The organism is Deltaproteobacteria bacterium (assembly GCA_016933965.1).
Lineage (GTDB): Bacteria > Desulfobacterota > Syntrophia > Syntrophales > UBA2210 > JAFGTS01.
The window spans coordinates 1-17,073 of sequence record JAFGTS010000040.1; the positions used below are offsets into that span (position 1 = coordinate 1).

16 protein-coding genes are annotated in these 17,073 nt (G+C 53.1%); 12 read left to right on the forward strand and 4 right to left on the reverse strand.

What is annotated here, in order from left to right; translation table 11 throughout:
- The 4 genes from JXO48_09280 to JXO48_09295 all read left to right on the forward strand — a co-directional run.
- A partial coding sequence (locus JXO48_09280) for an AtpZ/AtpI family protein (GenBank protein MBN2284067.1) occupies positions 1-199 on the forward strand: 199 nt, incomplete at its 5' end.
- Between the two features lie 246 nt (positions 200-445).
- Positions 446-697, forward strand: coding sequence for a DUF493 domain-containing protein (locus tag JXO48_09285; protein ID MBN2284068.1), 252 nt, complete (start codon positions 446-448; stop codon positions 695-697).
- A 123-nt stretch (positions 698-820) separates the two neighbouring features.
- Entirely contained in the window at positions 821-1,861 is a 1,041-nt protein-coding gene (locus tag JXO48_09290; GenBank protein ID MBN2284069.1) for a diguanylate cyclase, read from the forward strand.
- Between the two features lie 217 nt (positions 1,862-2,078).
- Positions 2,079-4,061, forward strand: coding sequence for an HD domain-containing protein (locus tag JXO48_09295; GenBank protein MBN2284070.1), 1,983 nt, complete (start codon positions 2,079-2,081; stop codon positions 4,059-4,061).
- A gap of 28 nt (positions 4,062-4,089) precedes the next feature.
- On the opposite strand, the gene JXO48_09300 is transcribed toward JXO48_09295, so the two are convergent.
- Positions 4,090-4,716, reverse strand: coding sequence for an indolepyruvate oxidoreductase subunit beta (locus JXO48_09300; GenBank protein ID MBN2284071.1), 627 nt, complete (start codon positions 4,714-4,716; stop codon positions 4,090-4,092).
- Entirely contained in the window at positions 4,713-6,659 is a 1,947-nt protein-coding gene (locus JXO48_09305; GenBank protein MBN2284072.1) for a 4Fe-4S binding protein, read from the reverse strand. The genes JXO48_09300 and JXO48_09305 overlap by 4 nt, the downstream gene beginning before the upstream one ends.
- Before the next feature lie 228 nt (positions 6,660-6,887).
- On the opposite strand from JXO48_09305, the gene JXO48_09310 reads away from it, so the two are divergent.
- On the forward strand, positions 6,888-7,196 hold the full coding sequence (locus JXO48_09310) for a hypothetical protein (protein MBN2284073.1): 309 nt from the start codon (positions 6,888-6,890) through the stop codon (positions 7,194-7,196).
- Here the strand turns inward: JXO48_09310 and JXO48_09315 are convergent.
- Entirely contained in the window at positions 7,172-7,930 is a 759-nt protein-coding gene (locus tag JXO48_09315) for a hypothetical protein (GenBank protein ID MBN2284074.1), read from the reverse strand. The genes JXO48_09310 and JXO48_09315 overlap by 25 nt on opposite strands.
- Before the next feature lie 188 nt (positions 7,931-8,118).
- On the opposite strand from JXO48_09315, the gene JXO48_09320 reads away from it, so the two are divergent.
- Positions 8,119-9,147 carry a hypothetical protein gene (locus tag JXO48_09320; protein ID MBN2284075.1) on the forward strand — a complete coding sequence of 343 codons (1,029 nt, stop codon included), beginning with the start codon at positions 8,119-8,121 and terminating at the stop codon, positions 9,145-9,147.
- Between the two features lie 17 nt (positions 9,148-9,164).
- Here the strand turns inward: JXO48_09320 and JXO48_09325 are convergent, their stop codons facing one another.
- Positions 9,165-10,766, reverse strand: a complete 1,602-nt coding sequence (locus JXO48_09325) for a SurA N-terminal domain-containing protein (GenBank protein ID MBN2284076.1) — start codon at positions 10,764-10,766, stop codon at positions 9,165-9,167.
- Positions 10,767-10,885: 119 nt separating this feature from the next.
- Here JXO48_09325 and JXO48_09330 point away from each other — a divergent pair, with 119 nt between their 5' ends.
- The 6 genes from JXO48_09330 to JXO48_09355 all read left to right on the forward strand — a co-directional run bounded on the left by JXO48_09330 (position 10,886) and on the right by JXO48_09355 (position 17,071).
- Positions 10,886-11,956: a rod shape-determining protein gene (locus JXO48_09330; GenBank protein ID MBN2284077.1), complete on the forward strand. Its 1,071-nt coding sequence runs from the start codon at positions 10,886-10,888 to the stop codon at positions 11,954-11,956.
- A gap of 212 nt (positions 11,957-12,168) precedes the next feature.
- The gene (mreC, locus tag JXO48_09335; protein ID MBN2284078.1) at positions 12,169-12,990 is read left to right on the forward strand and encodes a rod shape-determining protein MreC; all 822 of its coding nucleotides are present in this window, start codon (positions 12,169-12,171) and stop codon (positions 12,988-12,990) included.
- Positions 12,987-13,499, forward strand: a complete 513-nt coding sequence (locus JXO48_09340; GenBank protein MBN2284079.1) for a hypothetical protein — start codon at positions 12,987-12,989, stop codon at positions 13,497-13,499. The genes mreC and JXO48_09340 overlap by 4 nt, the downstream gene beginning before the upstream one ends.
- A complete protein-coding gene (mrdA, locus tag JXO48_09345) occupies positions 13,465-15,363 on the forward strand; it encodes a penicillin-binding protein 2 (protein ID MBN2284080.1) in 1,899 nt (632 codons plus the stop codon). The genes JXO48_09340 and mrdA overlap by 35 nt, the downstream gene beginning before the upstream one ends.
- A gap of 189 nt (positions 15,364-15,552) precedes the next feature.
- Positions 15,553-16,656 (forward strand): rod shape-determining protein RodA, encoded by a 1,104-nt coding sequence (rodA, locus tag JXO48_09350; protein MBN2284081.1) that lies wholly within the window; start codon positions 15,553-15,555, stop codon positions 16,654-16,656.
- Between the two features lie 49 nt (positions 16,657-16,705).
- On the forward strand, positions 16,706-17,071 hold the full coding sequence (locus JXO48_09355; protein ID MBN2284082.1) for a polymer-forming cytoskeletal protein: 366 nt from the start codon (positions 16,706-16,708) through the stop codon (positions 17,069-17,071).
- Positions 17,072-17,073 lie beyond the last annotated feature (2 nt).

The window sequence follows — 17,073 nt, forward strand, 5'->3', positions numbered from 1 at the left end:
CTACGCCGGCATCCTCAAGATCAGCGTCTGGAGCTTCACCATCGTCATCGCCTCCTTCCTCTTCCTGCTGGCCGGCTGCTGGGTGGACACGAAGCTGGGTACGCAGCCCATGTTCACCTTCGGGCTCTTCATGCTGGGCACCATGCTCTCCATCGGCCGCCTCTACTGGGACGCCTGGACTGAAATGAAAAAACAGTGACCACCGATACCACCAATCCATAACCATCACCCATCCCCCCTCTTGCCGGAGAGGGGGGATTTTTTTAATACGTTTACAAGTCGTATTTTTATGTTACAATAACACGAACCGTTTCCATGGTGGTACCGGGTTCGCGGAATCGATGCCCGTCCACGGATTGAGTGATAGTATGTCGTGCCGGCAATGACAGGGGAAATACGGCGGTTCACGGAGAACTCAGCAATATTCGCATGAGATGAATGCTCAATGGTAAAGAAACCTGACCTTGAATATCCCTGCAGATGGCGATATACCATCGTGGGTTCGGACCGCGAAGGAATGGAACGGGCCGTCGCCTGCATCATATCCGGAAAACCCCATATCCTGACCCTGTCAAGAAAGAGCGAAAAAGGAACATACTGTTCTCTGCGTCTTGAAACGACCGTCGACAGTGAAGCTCATCGTCTGAAGATTTATGAGGCGCTGCGTGATCACCCGCTGGTGCGTGTCGTCCTTTAAATATCAGTGGCGTGTCATATTTAATCGGGTAGGTGTTGTTATACTGATACTCTAAGGAATTGAACAAGAGGCGCGAATGCGTTCCCACCGGAGCTGCGATTGCTTTGCAGGAGTTTCTTGACCGTGGAAAAACCTGGTGATCACAGAAACATTCCCTTCACCGACGAAACCCCGGAAACGTACATGCCCCGCATGCAGTTCTTCATACGCCTGCTGATGGGGCTATTGGCAGGAATCTACTACTACTTCATCCCGATCCCACCCCTGATACTTTCTGTCGGGCAGATCCTGTTCATTGTCGCCGGTTACTATATTTTCCATTTATTCTGGTGGTGGCATTACCGTCACCGCGGTGTTGGAAAATTTATGATCAGCCTGGGTTCATGTGTGGACCTCGCAGGAGCGGTCCTTGCGTTCACGCTGGACCCCTTCATCATGCCGCCCATGGCATTGATGATCGTTGTCGCCGTACTGGGGAACGGGATCCAGCACGGTCTCACCATATTCGTGCAATCCATGCTGGGAGGGCTGGTCTTTGGAGGGGGTGCCTGCGTCATCCGCCTGTATGTTCTGCCGCACTGGCCGTCCTACGAGACACATTTTTACCTTCTGCTCATAGTCGTGAGCATCTTTTATTCCTATATGCTGGTGCGAAGAATTGAATCCATGAAGCAGCAGGCCGTCGAGATCAGCGAGATAGATGGACTGACGGGGCTTCTGAATCGGCGGGCCTTCGTCAAGGCAGCGGAATATCTGCTGTACCTGCATGAACGGACGAACATCTCTCTGGTTTTCGTGTTTGCCGATCTCGATCACTTCAAGGCGGTCAATGACGAATGGGGTCATACCATGGGAGACCAGGTTCTCCGGCGATTTTCGGATCTCGTTCGATCACGGTTGCGCAAGACCGATATCACGGCTCGATACGGCGGTGATGAGTTCGTTTTCATCATGACGAATACCACTGTTCAAAGTGCCGAGTGCGTGACCGCCCAGCTCCGTAATGAATTCACGAAATGGGCTCGGAACAGGGGCCTGCGGGTCGGGGTCAGTTTCGGGCTTGGCCCGGTTCCTGAGGGGAAAATTGAGCTTGATGAAATGTTACGCCGTGTTGATTCAGCCCTTTATGAGGAGAAAAAAAGACAGAACAGCGTCGGGACATAATCGTCGCTTTCTTTTCAGCGGGAACAGAAGAAAAACAATAGTGGGCGGATGTCGTTTTCCCTGTTCGATCTTTTACGAGCCTTCTCAATAAGATGTGAATTTAATGAGGATAAGTGCTTGACAAGAGTCTGGATTCTGCTAGACTTCTCGAAGTCTTGTGTCGGAACAGCCAATACACATGCATTTTTAAGCGACGTTCGGCTTCAGGTGGGGGGGCATGGAAAGGCTTAAAAATTATGTAGTGCTGCATTTTGAACAGTTTTTTGTTCTTATTGCACTTATCAGTATCGTCTATATTAATTATTTTATTCCCTACAAACTTGCTTTTTTGAGTTTTTACTTCCTTCCCGTCCTTATCGCCGGTTATTATCTTGATCATCGCCGCGCCATTTTAGGGGCCTTCCTGTGCATAGTCATGGCTGCCTTTTATGCCTATGTCGAACCGGAGTCCTTCATCATGAGTTCCGAGCCCTTTGACATCGGCCTCTATATTTTTATCTGGGGGGCCTTTCTGATTCTTACGGGTGCCCTGATTGGGGTTCTGCAGCAGAAATTGAAGCAGGAAATCTATCAGCGCATAATGCTGAAGGATGAACTGAGTGAAAGCCGGGAAACCCTGACCAACGTGACCCGGGAATTGATAGAACAAAGCGAACGCCTTGAAGAAGAGGTTGAAAAACGAACAGAGCACCTGCAGAAGGCAAAGATCGCCATCGAGGATCACAAGGAAAAGGTCGAAGAAGCCCTGTATTCCACCATGGACCCCACGGTGGCAAAGTTGATCATTGAAAAACGGTTGAGAACGGAAAAAAGAAATCTCAGCATCATGTTTGCCGATCTCCGGTCCTTCACGGAGTATTCCGAAGAGAAGGCGGCGGGGCTCGTTGTTACGGAACTGAATCGCTATTTCGGTATCATGGAACGGGTCCTGTTGAGTTACCGGGCCCACATAGACAAGTACATGGGAGACGGGATTATGGCGGAGTTCGGTGCTCCCATGGATTATGACCGGCACCCCATCCTGGCGGTCATGGCTGGACTGAAGATGCAGGAAGCTCATCGACAGCATGGATTTCCCTGGGAGATGCGTATCGGTATCGCGACGGGCGAGGCGATAATCGGCCTGATCGGTCAGAATCGTCAAGCCTATACAGCCCTGGGCGATGTTGTGAACATGGCGAACCGGATAGAAGAGGTCTGTCGTCCCGGTGTCGTTACGATTGATGAGTCAACCTACGGCCATGTGCGCCGCTTTTTCAATACGGAGATCAGAACCGTCCAGAGTATATCACGCATCAGCGATCCCCAGTTGGCCAGGGAAATCGAGGAATGCCTGTCCGTCCTGGAACAGGAGCCTAATAATGTAATGGTATTGAAAGAGGCGGGATTTCTTCTGATGAGCGTCGATGACCCCGTGCAGGCCAGGCACTACCTGAAGAGCGCCCTTGAACTGGATCCGTCGGATGATGCGCTGAAAGTTTCCTTTGCCGAATGCTCTCTCAAGATAGAAGAATTGCAATCGGTGACGCTCAGGGGGAAACGGCGGCGGCTGCACCTTTATGAAGTGAGCGGCATCAAGGACCCGCTTTTGGACAGGAACAAGATTCCCCAGGGGATCTGGGACGCCTATATTGATAAATTCAATCGCCTGGGTAACTTTCCCGAAGACATCATCCTGCCCGTCGAGGCCCTTGACGGTACGATAGGCCACTCCCGGGTCGTCGGATTTCTTTCCTACGCCATAGCGGATAGCATGAACCTACCTGACAAGGACAAGGTGGATATCGCCCTCGGCGGGTATCTCTGTGATATCGGAAAGACCATCGTTCCTCACCACATACTGAATCGAACGGGTTCGCTGAGCCGCGAGGAATTCGAGGAGGTCAAGAAACACTGCCGTGAAGGTGTTCGCGTTCTCAAGACCATGGGATTTGAGAACGAGACGACCTTTCAATCCATTCTCTATCACCACGAGTGCTATGACGGTTCGGGATATACGGAAGGAATGGCGGGTGAGGATATCCCCATCGGGGCCCGAATAGTATGTGTCGCCGATTCATATGACGCCCTGACATCATGGCGCCCCTACCGGAATGCCTGGGATTACACGTTCGCCCTGTCGCTGCTTGGAAAAGAATCCGGTAAAAAGAAATACGATCCCCAGGTCATGGAATCACTGGAAAAATTACTGACCGTGTGATCGGTCTTCTGCCCGGGTGACGGCACGGTCACCGGGAAGAAAGTTCGGTGCCGAGGTCGAAGGCCCTCACATTGACGGCGATCTGTTCCTCCTTGACGCGCTCCGAAATCGCCCTTCGAAAGCCTTCCCGGTCGATGGGAAGGACCCCCTTTCCACAAATCGCCCCGAGTATGATGATGTTGGCAAGTATCGAGTTGCCCAGTTTCTGTGCCTCATCGGTGGCATCAATGAACGTTGTGTCGGCGGCAAGGGTGCTCAGTGATTTCTGTATATCGTCCACCGAGGGATAGGACGCCTCCCCCCTGATGACCGTCACCGGGTATATGGGCCGGGTATTGCAGATCACGATGACATCGGGGTTGCCGTATTGCGCGAAGACCCGCGTCGCTTCGGCGGGCTCAAGCGAGGCGATCAGGTGGGCACCGTATTCCGGTATCTGAGGGCTCCAGCTTGATGTTCGTGATATCCTCAGGTGGCTCATGACGGAACCGCCTCGCTGGGATGGACCGAAGGTTTCCCCGATGGTGACATGGTATCCTTTGGTGACGAGCATCGTGCCCAGCACACGGGATGCCATGACGTTTCCCTGTCCGCCGACACCGGTGATGATGATATTATAGGGATCATGTGATAAGGACCTGTCCGACACGGTCATGAGACCTCCCCTTTCCGTATGGCGCCGGCCGGGCATATATCGGCGCAGACACCGCACCCGACGCAGATCAGTTCATCTATCCTGCTGACACCCTTTTTGTCGTCCCAGATGATACCCGGGCATCCGAAGATCCGCGTACAGAGACGGTTGCAGCCGCAATTCTCACCGAGGCAGACTTCTTCGTCGATGCTCATTTCGAAGCCTTTTGTGTACCTTCTTTCGGGACTGAGCGCGCAGGGTTGTTTCAGGATGAGGACCTTCGCACCTTCTTCGAGTTCGATCAGGCGGTGGAAAGCCGCACGAGTCGCTTCGAGATCGAAGGGGTCCTCGATTTCAACGCGGGCCCCCATGGCCCTGCAGATGGCCTCTATGTCGAGGGCCGGGGCATCCTCACCGAGAACGTTCTCCGATGATCCGGGATGGGGCTGAAATCCCGTCATGGCCGTACCGCTGTTGTCGAGGATGACCATCGTGAGCGGGGATCTCTGGTGGACGGCGTTTGCCAGTGCCGGCATGGCAGCGTGAAAGAATGTCGAGTCACCGCAAACGGAGATAACAGGCTGGTCCATTCCGAACTGTTTCAGTTTTCCGAAACCACTCGCGATGCCGGTTCCCGATCCCATGGAGTGGAGCGTCTTGACGGTGCTGAAGCCGCTGGGCAGTGTTCCCATGACATAGCAACCGATGTCTCCGCAGACGAAGCCGTTTCTTCCATCAAGTTCGAGGGCGTTATGGATCGTCCAGAAAGACGCCCGGTGCGGACAGCCGGGGCAGAAGGTCAGACCGCGATTCGCAGCCGAAATTGATGCCAGTTCACGGGCTTGTCCGGCGAAGGATTGCGACACCGGCGAATAGGAAATGTCAAGGATCGAGGAGATTGCGGTGATCACGAAATCAGGGTTCAATTCCCCCGTCGATGGAAGGTGGCCGGAATTCTTGCCGAAGAAGGTTTTCGCTCCAAGCTCTGATACCATTTCCGCATAGAGGATCTTGATCTGTTCCTCAAGGACCGGCAGGACCTCCTCGACGATAAGAATCCTGTCCGCAGTGGAGAGATATTTTTGCATGAGTTTCGGCGGCAATGGCCAGGTGGTGGCCAGCTTCAATATCCCCACCCGCTCGCCGGCTTGAAGAATGTTTATAGCTTCCCTGCTGTACAGGTTGCAGGCGCTGCTGGTTATGACAAGGAGCTCCGGTTTCTCCGGTCCCGTGTAGGTGTTGAAAGGACAGTCCTCGAAGATCAGGGCAGCCTTTCTGATCTTTTCCTGCTGAGGTTCGTGCTGGAGCTTGGAGGCACCCACGATCATGCTGATGACCGGTCCACATTCGGGGTCGAAGAGGGGGCCGTCATACCTGAATCGGGCTTGTGTCGTCGCCCGGACAAGCGGGCCATAGGTCACATTGCCGCTGGCATGGGACATGCGGGTCACGCTCCGGAGGAGGACCACGTTACCCAGTTCCTCGGAGAGCTCAAAGGCCCACCGGGTGAGGTCTTTCGCCTCCTGGAAATCACCCGGCTCCAGAAGTGGTATTTCCACGAGCCGCGCGAAAATACGCGATTCTCCTTCATTTACGCTCGAAAGGGCCCCCGGGTCATCGCAGGCGACAAGCACCATCCCTCCCCGGGTCCCCGAGCTCGCCAGATGAAGGAGAAAATCAGAGGCCACATTGACCCCGTTCTGCTTCATGACGCACATTGTTCGCAGCCCGGCGAAAGAAGCGGCCGCTGAAACCTCGAGCGCCACCTTTTCGTTCGTCGACCATTCGGCATAGAGGTCCTGCTGCTCCGCCACTTTCGAGAAAGATTCTATGATTTCAGACGACGGTGTTCCCGGGTACCCGGCGGCAACCCGTATACCCGCCTCCAGGGCGCCTCGAACGATCGCCTCGTTACCCATGAGGAGATGAACAGCGCCTTCCCGCGTATCTGTCAGGTATGACATGGAAAGCTCCCTTTCCCGCACTGTTGATGCGATTCCGTTTCAAACCCCTGCGGAACCGGTTTTTAAATATCAAAAATGGCGGGGAAGCGAAACAGATATTTCCGTAAAACGTTTCAAGAGCCACTCAAGAAAGAAATATGCCCTCCGGGGGCAGGCCGTCAAGTTTTTGCTTGACCAATATCAGCGCCTTCTCTACTATCACTTAACTACGTATGTGTGGATGGTGTCATGAAGATCAAGGTTGAAAAGGAAAAGATCGTTAATGCTGTTCGAAAGCTGGAGGCGATCGAACTGGTTCTGGAAAACGAACGGGATGCCAAGGAGGCCATTGAACTCATTCTTCAGCAGCCTCAATTTCTTGGGGAAGGCGCTGTGAAGATGAAAGATGTGAAAGTGACCGCCATCCAGGAATACAGCGATTCCGCCGTCGCCTATAAATTGATGTTCCTGCTTGAGTTTGTCTTTGAAGATACCGTACCGCTCGCCGAACAGGTCGCGTTGATCAAACGCTTTCAGGACTTCTTCGGAAAATCATAGACAGTGGCCTTCCATCCGGGAGAGAAAAGATCCCGCTTGTGCCGTCCCGCATGTGGATCGCCGTTTGCCTTGGCGGCACAGGCGATCTCCGGGACTTCCTGAAGAAAGGTAAGGGCCAGGTGCGTGGGTCCTCGAGCGCCTTTTGTATGCCATATCCGCATGACGCGGGCTTCCCGCTGAATCCGAAGAGCATTGATCTCAAGAGTGAGAAAAAGCGTATCACCGGTGTGTATGAGCCCGGCTTCCCGGCTCTTCCCGACGATATGCGTTCCTTCCATCGAAATATCGACGATGTCCCAGGATGCACCGCCGAGGAGGATCCGTAAACCTGCCGGTGACACTGTTCGCTTGTGGGCCCGCAGATCATGCTCAAAAATTCCCGATATTTTTCGGGCAACGATGGCGGGAAACCCCCTGCCGACCGTTTCGTATCCCTCACGGACTTCGAGTATCTCCGCATTAAAGCCGTAACGCCTGCATTCGTGCTGTTGTGTTACATAAGTGACAAGGATCACCGTGCCGATATGCCGTTCATCAAAGGGAGGGAATGTTTGAACCAGGACGATGGTATCTCCGCAGATTTCTCTGATGAATGAATTGCGTATCGATCTTCCCTCGACCATGATATCGACGGCCAGGTCGACGATCGCGGGCATTGATTCGTTCCGGTCCATCACGACCCTCTCTTCGGTATGTGGTCCTTCCCGGTGTGTCATGAGCTCCTCTTTATCCATGCGCGATATCAGCTCCCGGCGAAATATCCACGATTCCCGTATACCCTGTTTCACCAGACATGCGCAATGAGAGTGGTCACCTGCAGCGGGTGAAATATATCACAGATGAAAAACGGTGAATCCTTGTCATCTGTTTACAAAGCCCGGTCCCTGTGTTATTTTCCGCAAAAAGCCAAGGAGGGGGCGGTATGAACGATATCGGATTCCACAAGGAAACAACCCGTGGTACCTATCTCGATCCGTTCAATGGGTTTCAGAGCAAGGAATCATCCTTTGAGATCCGCCGGGATGACACGACCGGTGTCACCTGTCGGATCCTTCCCTTTCGTTTTTCGATAGCGGAAAAACCCGATCTGAATGCGTATATTGAAAAATCGCCGGATTCGATATGTCCCTTCTGCACCGCTCTGTTCGACCAGATGACCCCCCGGTTCACACCCGATGTTCACCGGGAAGGTAAATTCAAGCGTGGTAGCGCGGTGCTGTTTCCAAACGCCTTTCCCTACGACGGCAACAATGCCGTGGCGATCTTTTCACATGAACACTTTCTCGGCCTTGATGTGCTTCGCCCCGAGGTCATGGAGGACGGCTTTCTGGTGTGCCGCGATTATTTTGAGAGAATGAGCGTCCTCGACAGCAGCCTGCGATTCTGTTCCATCAACTGGAACTACATGCCGCCGGCGGGAGGAGGTTTGATACATCCTCATCTTCAAACCATCGTGAGCGGGAGACCGACCCGGTTCATGGAACGCCTGCTTCGAAAGGGGAGTGAGCACCGTCGACGAACGGGCCGAAACCTGTGGGACGACCTGGTCTCCTATGAAAGGAAAGAGAACGAACGATTCATAGCAGAGCGGGACAATGTCGTCTGGCTGGCCACTTTTGCGCCCAAGGGCATGGCCGGGGAGGTTTCATTCATTTTCAACGGGAAGATATCACTGTTCGACCTTCATGAAACGGATTGGACCGCATTTACCGGGGGGCTCTTCACGATTTTCCGCTACTTTCAGGAGAACAACTTTATCAGTTTCAACATGGCCATCTTCGCCACTCTGACGGAGACGGACGATTTCCGGGTCCAGGGAAAGATACTTCCCCGCTTTCTGCTTCCCCCCCTGGGAACAAGCGATCTCAATTACTTTGAAAAGCTGCATGACGAGATTATCTGCCCCACGATCCCGGAGGCTCTCTGCGAGGAACTGCGGAAGCTGTTCTGAAGACCGCCGCGGGTCTGTCAGAGTTCTTCGGTATTCTTGACGATCTTTATCAATCCGTCATCGATCATGGTTTGCCGTGTTGCGTCAAGCCATGATTTGAAATAATGCTCTTCCTTCAGCTTTCGTATGTAGCGGGCAAGCAAGGCCTTTTTGTTGTTCCAATCCTGATCGTCGAGTTTCCCCGCTTCCTTGAGCTTCACGATGATGCAGTCTTCACCGACGAAGTAGGGCATGTCCGGATAGGGGTTTCCTTCCCTGAGTTCATAGAGCGCCTGCCCCAGGTCGGGTGAGTACCCGATGCCGGGTATCTCCGGATTCGGTATGAAAAAGCCCGTTTCCGAGAGCGTGAGATGCTCTTTGCGGGCGAGATCGGCGAGATCGGCACCCTCCCTCAGGTCTTCAAGGAGGGCTTCCCCTTTTTTCATGCAGAGATTTCTGGATTCTTCCGCAGTGTACTGTTCCGTGATGTCTTTCCTGGCATCAGCAAAATCCGGAATGTATGACGGGCGAACTTGCTCGACGTAGAAAAGGTAGCGTGCTTTCTCATCGGAGACGACGGGAAGAAGGTCGCCTTCAGCGGAGGTGAACACGTATTCCGAGAGATCCCGGAGCGCGGCCAGTTCCTCGGGAAAATCCGCGGCGCTCGACACGGGGATTTCATGAACGTTCCATTTGTGCTCCGCTGCGTAGACCTGAAAATTTTCTTCCTGATATATGATATCGTGAGCCTGTTTTGCTTCATCATAGGCCCGGTCAAGTCCCTTCATCTGCTTCAGGGTCTCCTTGATATCACCCGTTACTTCTTCGAGAGGGGTCACCACGCCGGCATCATTGGTGAACTGATCCTGATGAAAGGAATAATAGTCTGCGATCTCCGAGTCCGGTATCTCCACCGTGCGGGCGTAATCATCACCTCTGAACGCAACATATTTCAGAAATATCGTCTCGGGGACCCGGAAATCTTCCGCATGAGCATCAAAGTACTCTTTGAGCCTGTCTTCGGAGCGATCAAGGGTGGTGAGAAATTCACTCGCCGGGATGGAGAGGAACTCCACGTTTATCTGTTCATTCTGGATCGTGTATATGTCGAAGATCTCCTGTTCGGAAACCTTCACAGATTCCTTTATGAGGCGCTCGAGCTTATTTGTCGTGAGCATGCGTTTTTGAATGGACTCGAACTCCTCCGGTGTCAAACGCTGATATCTCAGCCGCCGTTCATAGAGCTCCTTGTCGAAGACACCGTTCCTCTGGAAAACCGGATAGGAATATATGGATTCTCTCAGCTCTGCGTCGCTTACTTCGAGGTTCAGAAGATCGGCCTGGGAGAGAATGATGATCTGGTCGATCAGGTTATCCAGCGCACGCTGCTTGAGATTCAGGGACCTGAGGACATCATCGGTCAGGTCGGCGCCATATTGCTCATAATAATAGTCAAGCAGGTTCTGATATTCTTTCTGATATTCAGCATAGGTGATTCGGTTGTTGTCGATAACGGCTACGGTTTCCGCCTGCTGCCTTCCCCGCATTGAACCGAAATAGAAGATGAAGACGATTATGATGATACCGAGGATGACCTTCATGAGCCAGTTCTTGGCATGTTTTCTCATTAAACTGAGCATGGATGACCTCTACTCCTCAACTCATTTGTGGTGCCTTGTGGGCGGTATAAGTAGTATATGAGAAGACAAAATGCAACAGTTTTTTAATTGATTAGGTTACTGAAATACTGTATAGAAAAATGCCATCCATCGAAAACGGGGAGGATACGCAATTGCTTTTCGATTACCTGTTAGGGATTTTTTCGAACGACCTTGCAATCGATCTTGGAACGGCGAACACCCTGGTCTTTGCAAAGGGAAAGGGAGTTGTTCTGAGCGAACCATCCGTCGTGGCCGTGCACCGTGATTCGCGAGGGGTGAAAAAAGTTCTTGCCGTGGGTGAGGACGCCAAGCGGATGCTCGGTAAAACACCGGGAAACATTGTGGCGATCCGGCCGATGAGAGACGGGGTGATAGCGGATTTCGAGATCACCGAGGCCATGTTGCGTCATTTCATTCAGCGTGTTCATAACAGGAAGGCGCTGGTGCGTCCCCGTATCATCATTTCCATACCCTCGGGCATAACTCCCGTTGAACGCAGGGCCGTCAAGGAAACGGCCGAGTCGGCCGGCGCCCGTGAAGTGTATCTCATCGAGGAACCCATGGCGGCGGCTATCGGTGCCGGGTTGCCGATCACGGAACCCGTCAGTTCCATGATCGTTGATATCGGCGGAGGGACCACGGAAGTTGCCGTCATATCGCTGGCCGGTATCGTCTATTCAAAATCGGTCAGGGTTGCCGGCGACAAGATCGATGAAACGATCGTCAATTACATGAAGCGGAAATACAGTCTTCTCATAGGCGAGCGGTCGGGAGAAATGATTAAGACGACGATCGGTTGTGCCTATCCCGATGACGAGATAAGAACGGTTGATGTAAAGGGGCGTGACCTGATATCCGGTATCCCGAAGATTGTTGAGATCAATTCGGAGGAAATACGGGATGCGATGGCGGAACCGATCAGCGTGATCGTTGACGCGATTCGTAATGCCCTGGAGAATGCCCCCCCTGAGCTGGCGGGGGATATCGTCGACAGGGGAATAATTCTGGCGGGCGGCGGAGCCCTGTTGCGGAACCTTGATGTTCTCCTGCGTGAGGAAACGGGACTTCCCATAACCATCGCCGATGATCCTCTCTCGGCAGTCGCGCGGGGGGCGGGCAAGGCATTGGATGAACTTGACATTCTCAAGGAAGTTGCCGTCCAGGTTTGATATGGTGCCGTTCCACGGGTGATGGCTCTTTCGCCGGCGAAGTGTCACGTATTTTCGAGGAATTATCACCAGCATTTCTTCATTGTCGTGTCCTCATTGACGGGGCGCGTTGTCACGCACTTCCCACACTGCTGCACGAAATGACAAGGGTGCCGCCTCCTTCTCCGATCATGTCCCGGTGAGGAGGGACGGGCCGGTTTTCGGGAACGCCTATGAAATCTCCCAGACGATTCAAGTTGATCCTGACGGCAATTGCCTTTTTGATGATCGCCCTCTATGTGTTTTCCATCGGCACCGGTCCCGACAGAGAACCCGGCCCGTGCAAGAAGGCGGTCCTGGAAGCGGTCGCGCCACTGGAGGGAGCCATCAACGGTGTCTTTGACACTGTCATAAAAGCCTGGCGACGATACGTATTCCTGGTGGGTCTAGAAGAGGAGAACCGGCGGCTGCGGGGGCAGGTTTCCAGCCTTTCACGCGAATTGAACGACTATCGCGAGATGGGGTTCGAGTGTCTCCGATTGCGAAGCATTCTCGATTTGAAACGGAACTTTTCCACCTCGACGGTTGTCGCCCGTGTCGTGGGTGAGGTCCGCCCCTCGGTCTTTAAGATCGTTCTCATAGACAAGGGGGCCGCAGACGGTATAGGAGCGGGAGATCCCGTTATCGCCGTCGAGGGGGTCGTCGGCCGTGTGATCGAATCATCCTGGAATGTGTCGAAGGTCCTTCTTCTTATCGATTACAACTCCAACATAGACGCGCTTATACAGAGGAACAGGGTTCAGGGGATCGTTCAGGGATTAGGTCAGTTCGGGTGTAACCTGAAGTATGTGCAGCGTTCGGAGGATGTCTTTGAAGGTGACGCCGTCGTCACGTCCGGGCTGGCGGGTGTGTTCCCGAAGGGACTTTATATCGGTTCCGTTACGATCGTGGAGAAGGAGGAAGCGGGACTGTTCCAGAAAATCCGCGTCACACCGGCGATCGATGTGTCGCGCCTTGAAGAAGTGCTTGTTATTACGGGGGGCGAGAAAAGGTGAGATTTTACCTGCTGGTGCCGCTTTTTTCCCTGCTCCTGGTCGCCGTGCAGACGGCAGTTCTCAATATCTTCTCCTTTGATCTGTTCGCCGTTGAGATATCACTGATTGTCGTGATATACGCCGGGTTCCGCCTGGAACCCTTCAGGGGTGCCTTCGTCATGATCGTCCTCGGTTGCGCCATGGACGGTATCGCGGGTGTCATGCCCGGTCTCTATGTCCTTATTTACATGGCCGTGTTTCTGATGACGAAGCTTATTTCCGAGGCGGTCTATTCCGAAGGACCTCTTTTTGTGATAGGGTATTGCATCCTGTGCGGACTTTTTGAAGGTGCCGCCGTCATTCTCATGTATGATCTTTTTTTCGGGATCAATGTGGCGGGGGAGGCGATTCGCATTTATCTTCCGCAATCACTGATGATGGGCTTCATTGCTCCCGTCATCTTCTTCCTGCTTGACCGTTTCAAGGATGTATTAAGTGGCCCGGAAACGCAAAAATTTAACGGACTATGACCAGGCGAGATATCGCTCGAGGTTTACCATCGTCGTTTCGCTGATCTCCTGTGCCGTCTGCGTCATCATGATAAAACTCTGGTATCTCCAGATCGTCAAGGGCGACGAACTGCGCCGGCGTTCGGAAAACAACCGCATCAGGGTCCAGGAAGTAAAACCGCTGCGTGGGTTGATTACCGACAGAGCGGGACGGATCCTTGTTGACAATCAGCCTTCTTTTGATGTCTCAATTATCCCGGAAGATGCGAAGGACATGACGGTCATAGCAGCCAAGCTGGATTCGCTCTTTGAAGAGCGGCAGATGGAACAGTGCAGGGATGTGGTGTTCGCGCCGGGCAGAAAGCCCTTCGTTCCCGTCAAGATAGACCGGCATATAGAGCGTGAAAAGCTGGCGGTCATTGAAACAAATGCTATTGACCTCCCCGGGGTGGTGGTCGATGTCATTCCCGTGAGAAAATACAATTATGACGAAATGCTGGCCCACGTCCTCGGCTATGTGGGGGAGATCAGCACCGGTGAGTTGAAGGAGAATAATTACAGCGGATACAAGCCCGATGATATCGTGGGAAAGGAAGGCATAGAAAAAACACTGGACCGGTATCTGAAGGGATACAGCGGGGGAGAACAGATAGAGGTCAATGTGGCGGGTCGAAAACTTCGTGTTCTCGGCAGGGTGGACCCCGTACCGGGGCATAACATCCAATTGACCATTGATGCGGCGCTTCAGAAAATATGCTGGAACGCATTTGAGGAACCCGCGGGAGCGGCGATCGTCATGGACCCTCGCGACGGATCGATCCTTGCCATGATGAGCAAACCTTCATTCGACCCCGCACAGTTCAATCGCGGTATTACCGAGGAAAACTGGCGGCAGCTCCTGGAGGACCCCTTGTCACCATTGCAGAACCGGGCCATATCAGGGCAGTATCCACCGGGTTCGACCTACAAAGTGATCGTTGCCGCCGCGGCCCTGGAAGAACGATTACTATCGGCCGAAAAGCAGGTTTACTGTTCCGGAAGTTTTACGCTCGGTGACAGGACCTACCGGTGCTGGAAAAAGGAAGGCCATGGACAGGTTGATCTGGAACGGGCCATCATAGAATCCTGTGACGTTTACTTTTATACTATCGGTGCTTCCATCGGTGTCGACACGCTTGCCGAGTACGCGGGAAAATTCGGCTTGGGACGGAAGACCGGCATTTGCCTCCCCGCTGAACGCGAAGGGTTGATCCCCACGAAACAGTGGAAAGTGCAGAAAATGAAAGAACCCTGGCAGAAGGGTGAGACCATTTCGGTTTCCATCGGCCAGGGTTTTGTCCTGGTGACGCCGCTGCAGCTTATAAACGCCTACTGCGCCGTAGCCAACGGTGGAACGCTGTTCAAGCCGAGGTTGGTAAACAGGATTGAGACGGTTACCGGGGAGGTGATCAGCGAATATCCGCCGGAGGCGGTGTCAAAGCTTCCTGCCGATGGCAGGACCCTGCGATTTCTGAAGGATGCCCTCTGGGGAGTGGTGAATGATGACCGGGGAACGGGGAGGGCCCTTCGACGGGATGAGCGGGACGTCTGCGGAAAAACGGGGACAGCACAGGTGATCGGCATGCCGGAGGATGAAGAGGACCTTCGGGAGGAATCGGTTCCTTACAACCAGCGTGATCACGCCCTTTTCGTCTGTTTTGCGCCACGCCAGGACCCTGAGGTGGCTGTCCTGGTGATCGTGGAACACGGAGGCCACGGTGGGGCCGTGGCTGCTCCCGTTGCCCGTAAGATCATCGACGGCTACTTTGCTCTTAAAAAGATGCGGAGCGACAAAGGCGTGGGGCAACAGGGAGGTGAAGAGGCCGGCAAAAGGTTGGAATTGTGAGAGGAGTATGGGATTACGGATTACGGATTATGGATTACGGATTATGGATTACGGATTATGGATTACGGATTACGGATTATGGATTATGGATTACGGATTATAGGATTATAGGATTAGGTTTATGAATGGTAAACAAACGGTAACACACCATATAACCGTCGGGCATTGTGCCCCTTTGCCCCTTGTTTTATGAAAATAGATCGTCGCCTTTTTATAAATTTTGATTGGATCCTCCTGGTGCTGGTGCTCTCAATCGCCGCGACGGGATTGATGAACCTTTACAGTGCCGGTGCCGGTCTGGCGTCGGCGAAGCCGCTGTACATGAAACAGACGTATTGGCTCATGATCGGACTGGGTCTGATGATCATCGCTTTCAGCATTGATTATCATTATGTGCTCCACTATGCCTATCTGCTCTATGGGCTGAGTGTCGTTCTGCTGATGCTCGTTTTCTTTTATGGTCACATTACCCACGGGTCGCAACGCTGGCTGGTCCTGCTGGGATTTTCATTTCAACCTTCGGAGCTGGTGAAGCTCACCATGATCATAGCGCTGGCCAGGTTTTACACGGATCGGCAGATCGATGAGGGTTATCCCCTGCGAAACTTCCTGATCCTTTCAGCCATCCTTGTCATTCCCTTTATCATGATCGTGAAACAGCCGGATCTGGGCACATCGCTTTTTCTGGTGCTGCTCTTTCTCTCGATCGTGCTGTTCATGGGGATCAGCAAACGGGTGCTGGTCTTTTTTTCCTCGGCCGGTCTGGTACTCGCCCCGCTCTGCTGGTTTTTCCTGAAAGATTATCAGCGCGACCGGATACTGAGTTTTCTGAATCCGGAACGGGACCCACTGGGATCGGGATATCATATTATCCAGTCGATCATCGCTGTCGGGTCGGGTGGTATCCTGGGAAAGGGCTTTCTCAAGGGTACCCAGAGCCGGCTCCGCTTTCTGCCCGAACAACAGACAGACTTTGTCTTTTCCGTTTTTGCCGAAGAATGGGGCTTTGCAGGGGTCATCCTCCTCATGGTATTATTCATGGCACTCATGCTGTGGGGTATCAGGATCGGCAGGAACTCAAAGGACCTGCCGGGAGCCCTGATCGCGTACGGGGTGACGGTGTTCATATTCTGGGGTTTCTTTATCAATATCGGCATGGTGGTCGGGATATTGCCTGTCGTGGGCATTCCGCTCCCTTTTCTGAGTTATGGCGGGTCTTCGCTGATAGTTCTCATGATCGGGATCGGATTGTTGATGAACGTCAGTATGCGGCGGTTCATGCTTCAGCCGTGATGCGGACAAGGGTGTTCATGTAAGCAAAGAGTGGTCATAAGGAGAGAACGTGTTCGTGAAGAAAAAGGACGAGGAAGTGAAGGCATTTCTTGGGGCGGGCGCCGAATTCAGCGGCAAACTGGTATTGAGCGGTTCCGTGAGAATAGACGGTAATTTCGTCGGTGAAATATCGGGACAGGGTACCCTGATCGTCGGCGAGAAAGCCCGTGTCGAGGCGGATATCACGGTGGATTCGCTTTTCGTTTTCGGGGAGGTCCGGGGAACCATCGAAACGGCAAAGAAGCTGGAGATCAATTCGTCGGGCAGGCTTTTTGGAAAAGTATCGACGGTGTTGCTGGTCATTGAGGAAGGCGCTATCTTTGAGGGTGAATGCGCCATGCCCCGGGGGAATAACGGTGGTCAGAAAGGAGAATGAAT

What these genes read in the sequence shown, in the direction of transcription:
- JXO48_09285 (MBN2284068.1), top strand. Translation starts at nt 446, where the DNA reads ATGGTAAAGAAACCTGACCTTGAATATCCCTGCAGATGGCGATATACC.
- JXO48_09315 (MBN2284074.1), bottom strand. Translation starts at nt 7,930, where the DNA reads ATGGATAAAGAGGAGCTCATGACACACCGGGAAGGACCACATACCGAA.
- JXO48_09295 (MBN2284070.1), top strand. Translation starts at nt 2,079, where the DNA reads ATGGAAAGGCTTAAAAATTATGTAGTGCTGCATTTTGAACAGTTTTTT.
- JXO48_09325 (MBN2284076.1), bottom strand. Translation starts at nt 10,766, where the DNA reads ATGCTCAGTTTAATGAGAAAACATGCCAAGAACTGGCTCATGAAGGTC.
- JXO48_09300 (MBN2284071.1), bottom strand. Translation starts at nt 4,716, where the DNA reads ATGACCGTGTCGGACAGGTCCTTATCACATGATCCCTATAATATCATC.
- JXO48_09330 (MBN2284077.1), top strand. Translation starts at nt 10,886, where the DNA reads ATGCCATCCATCGAAAACGGGGAGGATACGCAATTGCTTTTCGATTAC.
- rodA (MBN2284081.1), top strand. Translation starts at nt 15,553, where the DNA reads ATGAAAATAGATCGTCGCCTTTTTATAAATTTTGATTGGATCCTCCTG.
- JXO48_09310 (MBN2284073.1), top strand. Translation starts at nt 6,888, where the DNA reads ATGAAGATCAAGGTTGAAAAGGAAAAGATCGTTAATGCTGTTCGAAAG.
- JXO48_09305 (MBN2284072.1), bottom strand. Translation starts at nt 6,659, where the DNA reads ATGTCATACCTGACAGATACGCGGGAAGGCGCTGTTCATCTCCTCATG.
- JXO48_09320 (MBN2284075.1), top strand. Translation starts at nt 8,119, where the DNA reads ATGAACGATATCGGATTCCACAAGGAAACAACCCGTGGTACCTATCTC.
- mreC (MBN2284078.1), top strand. Translation starts at nt 12,169, where the DNA reads ATGAAATCTCCCAGACGATTCAAGTTGATCCTGACGGCAATTGCCTTT.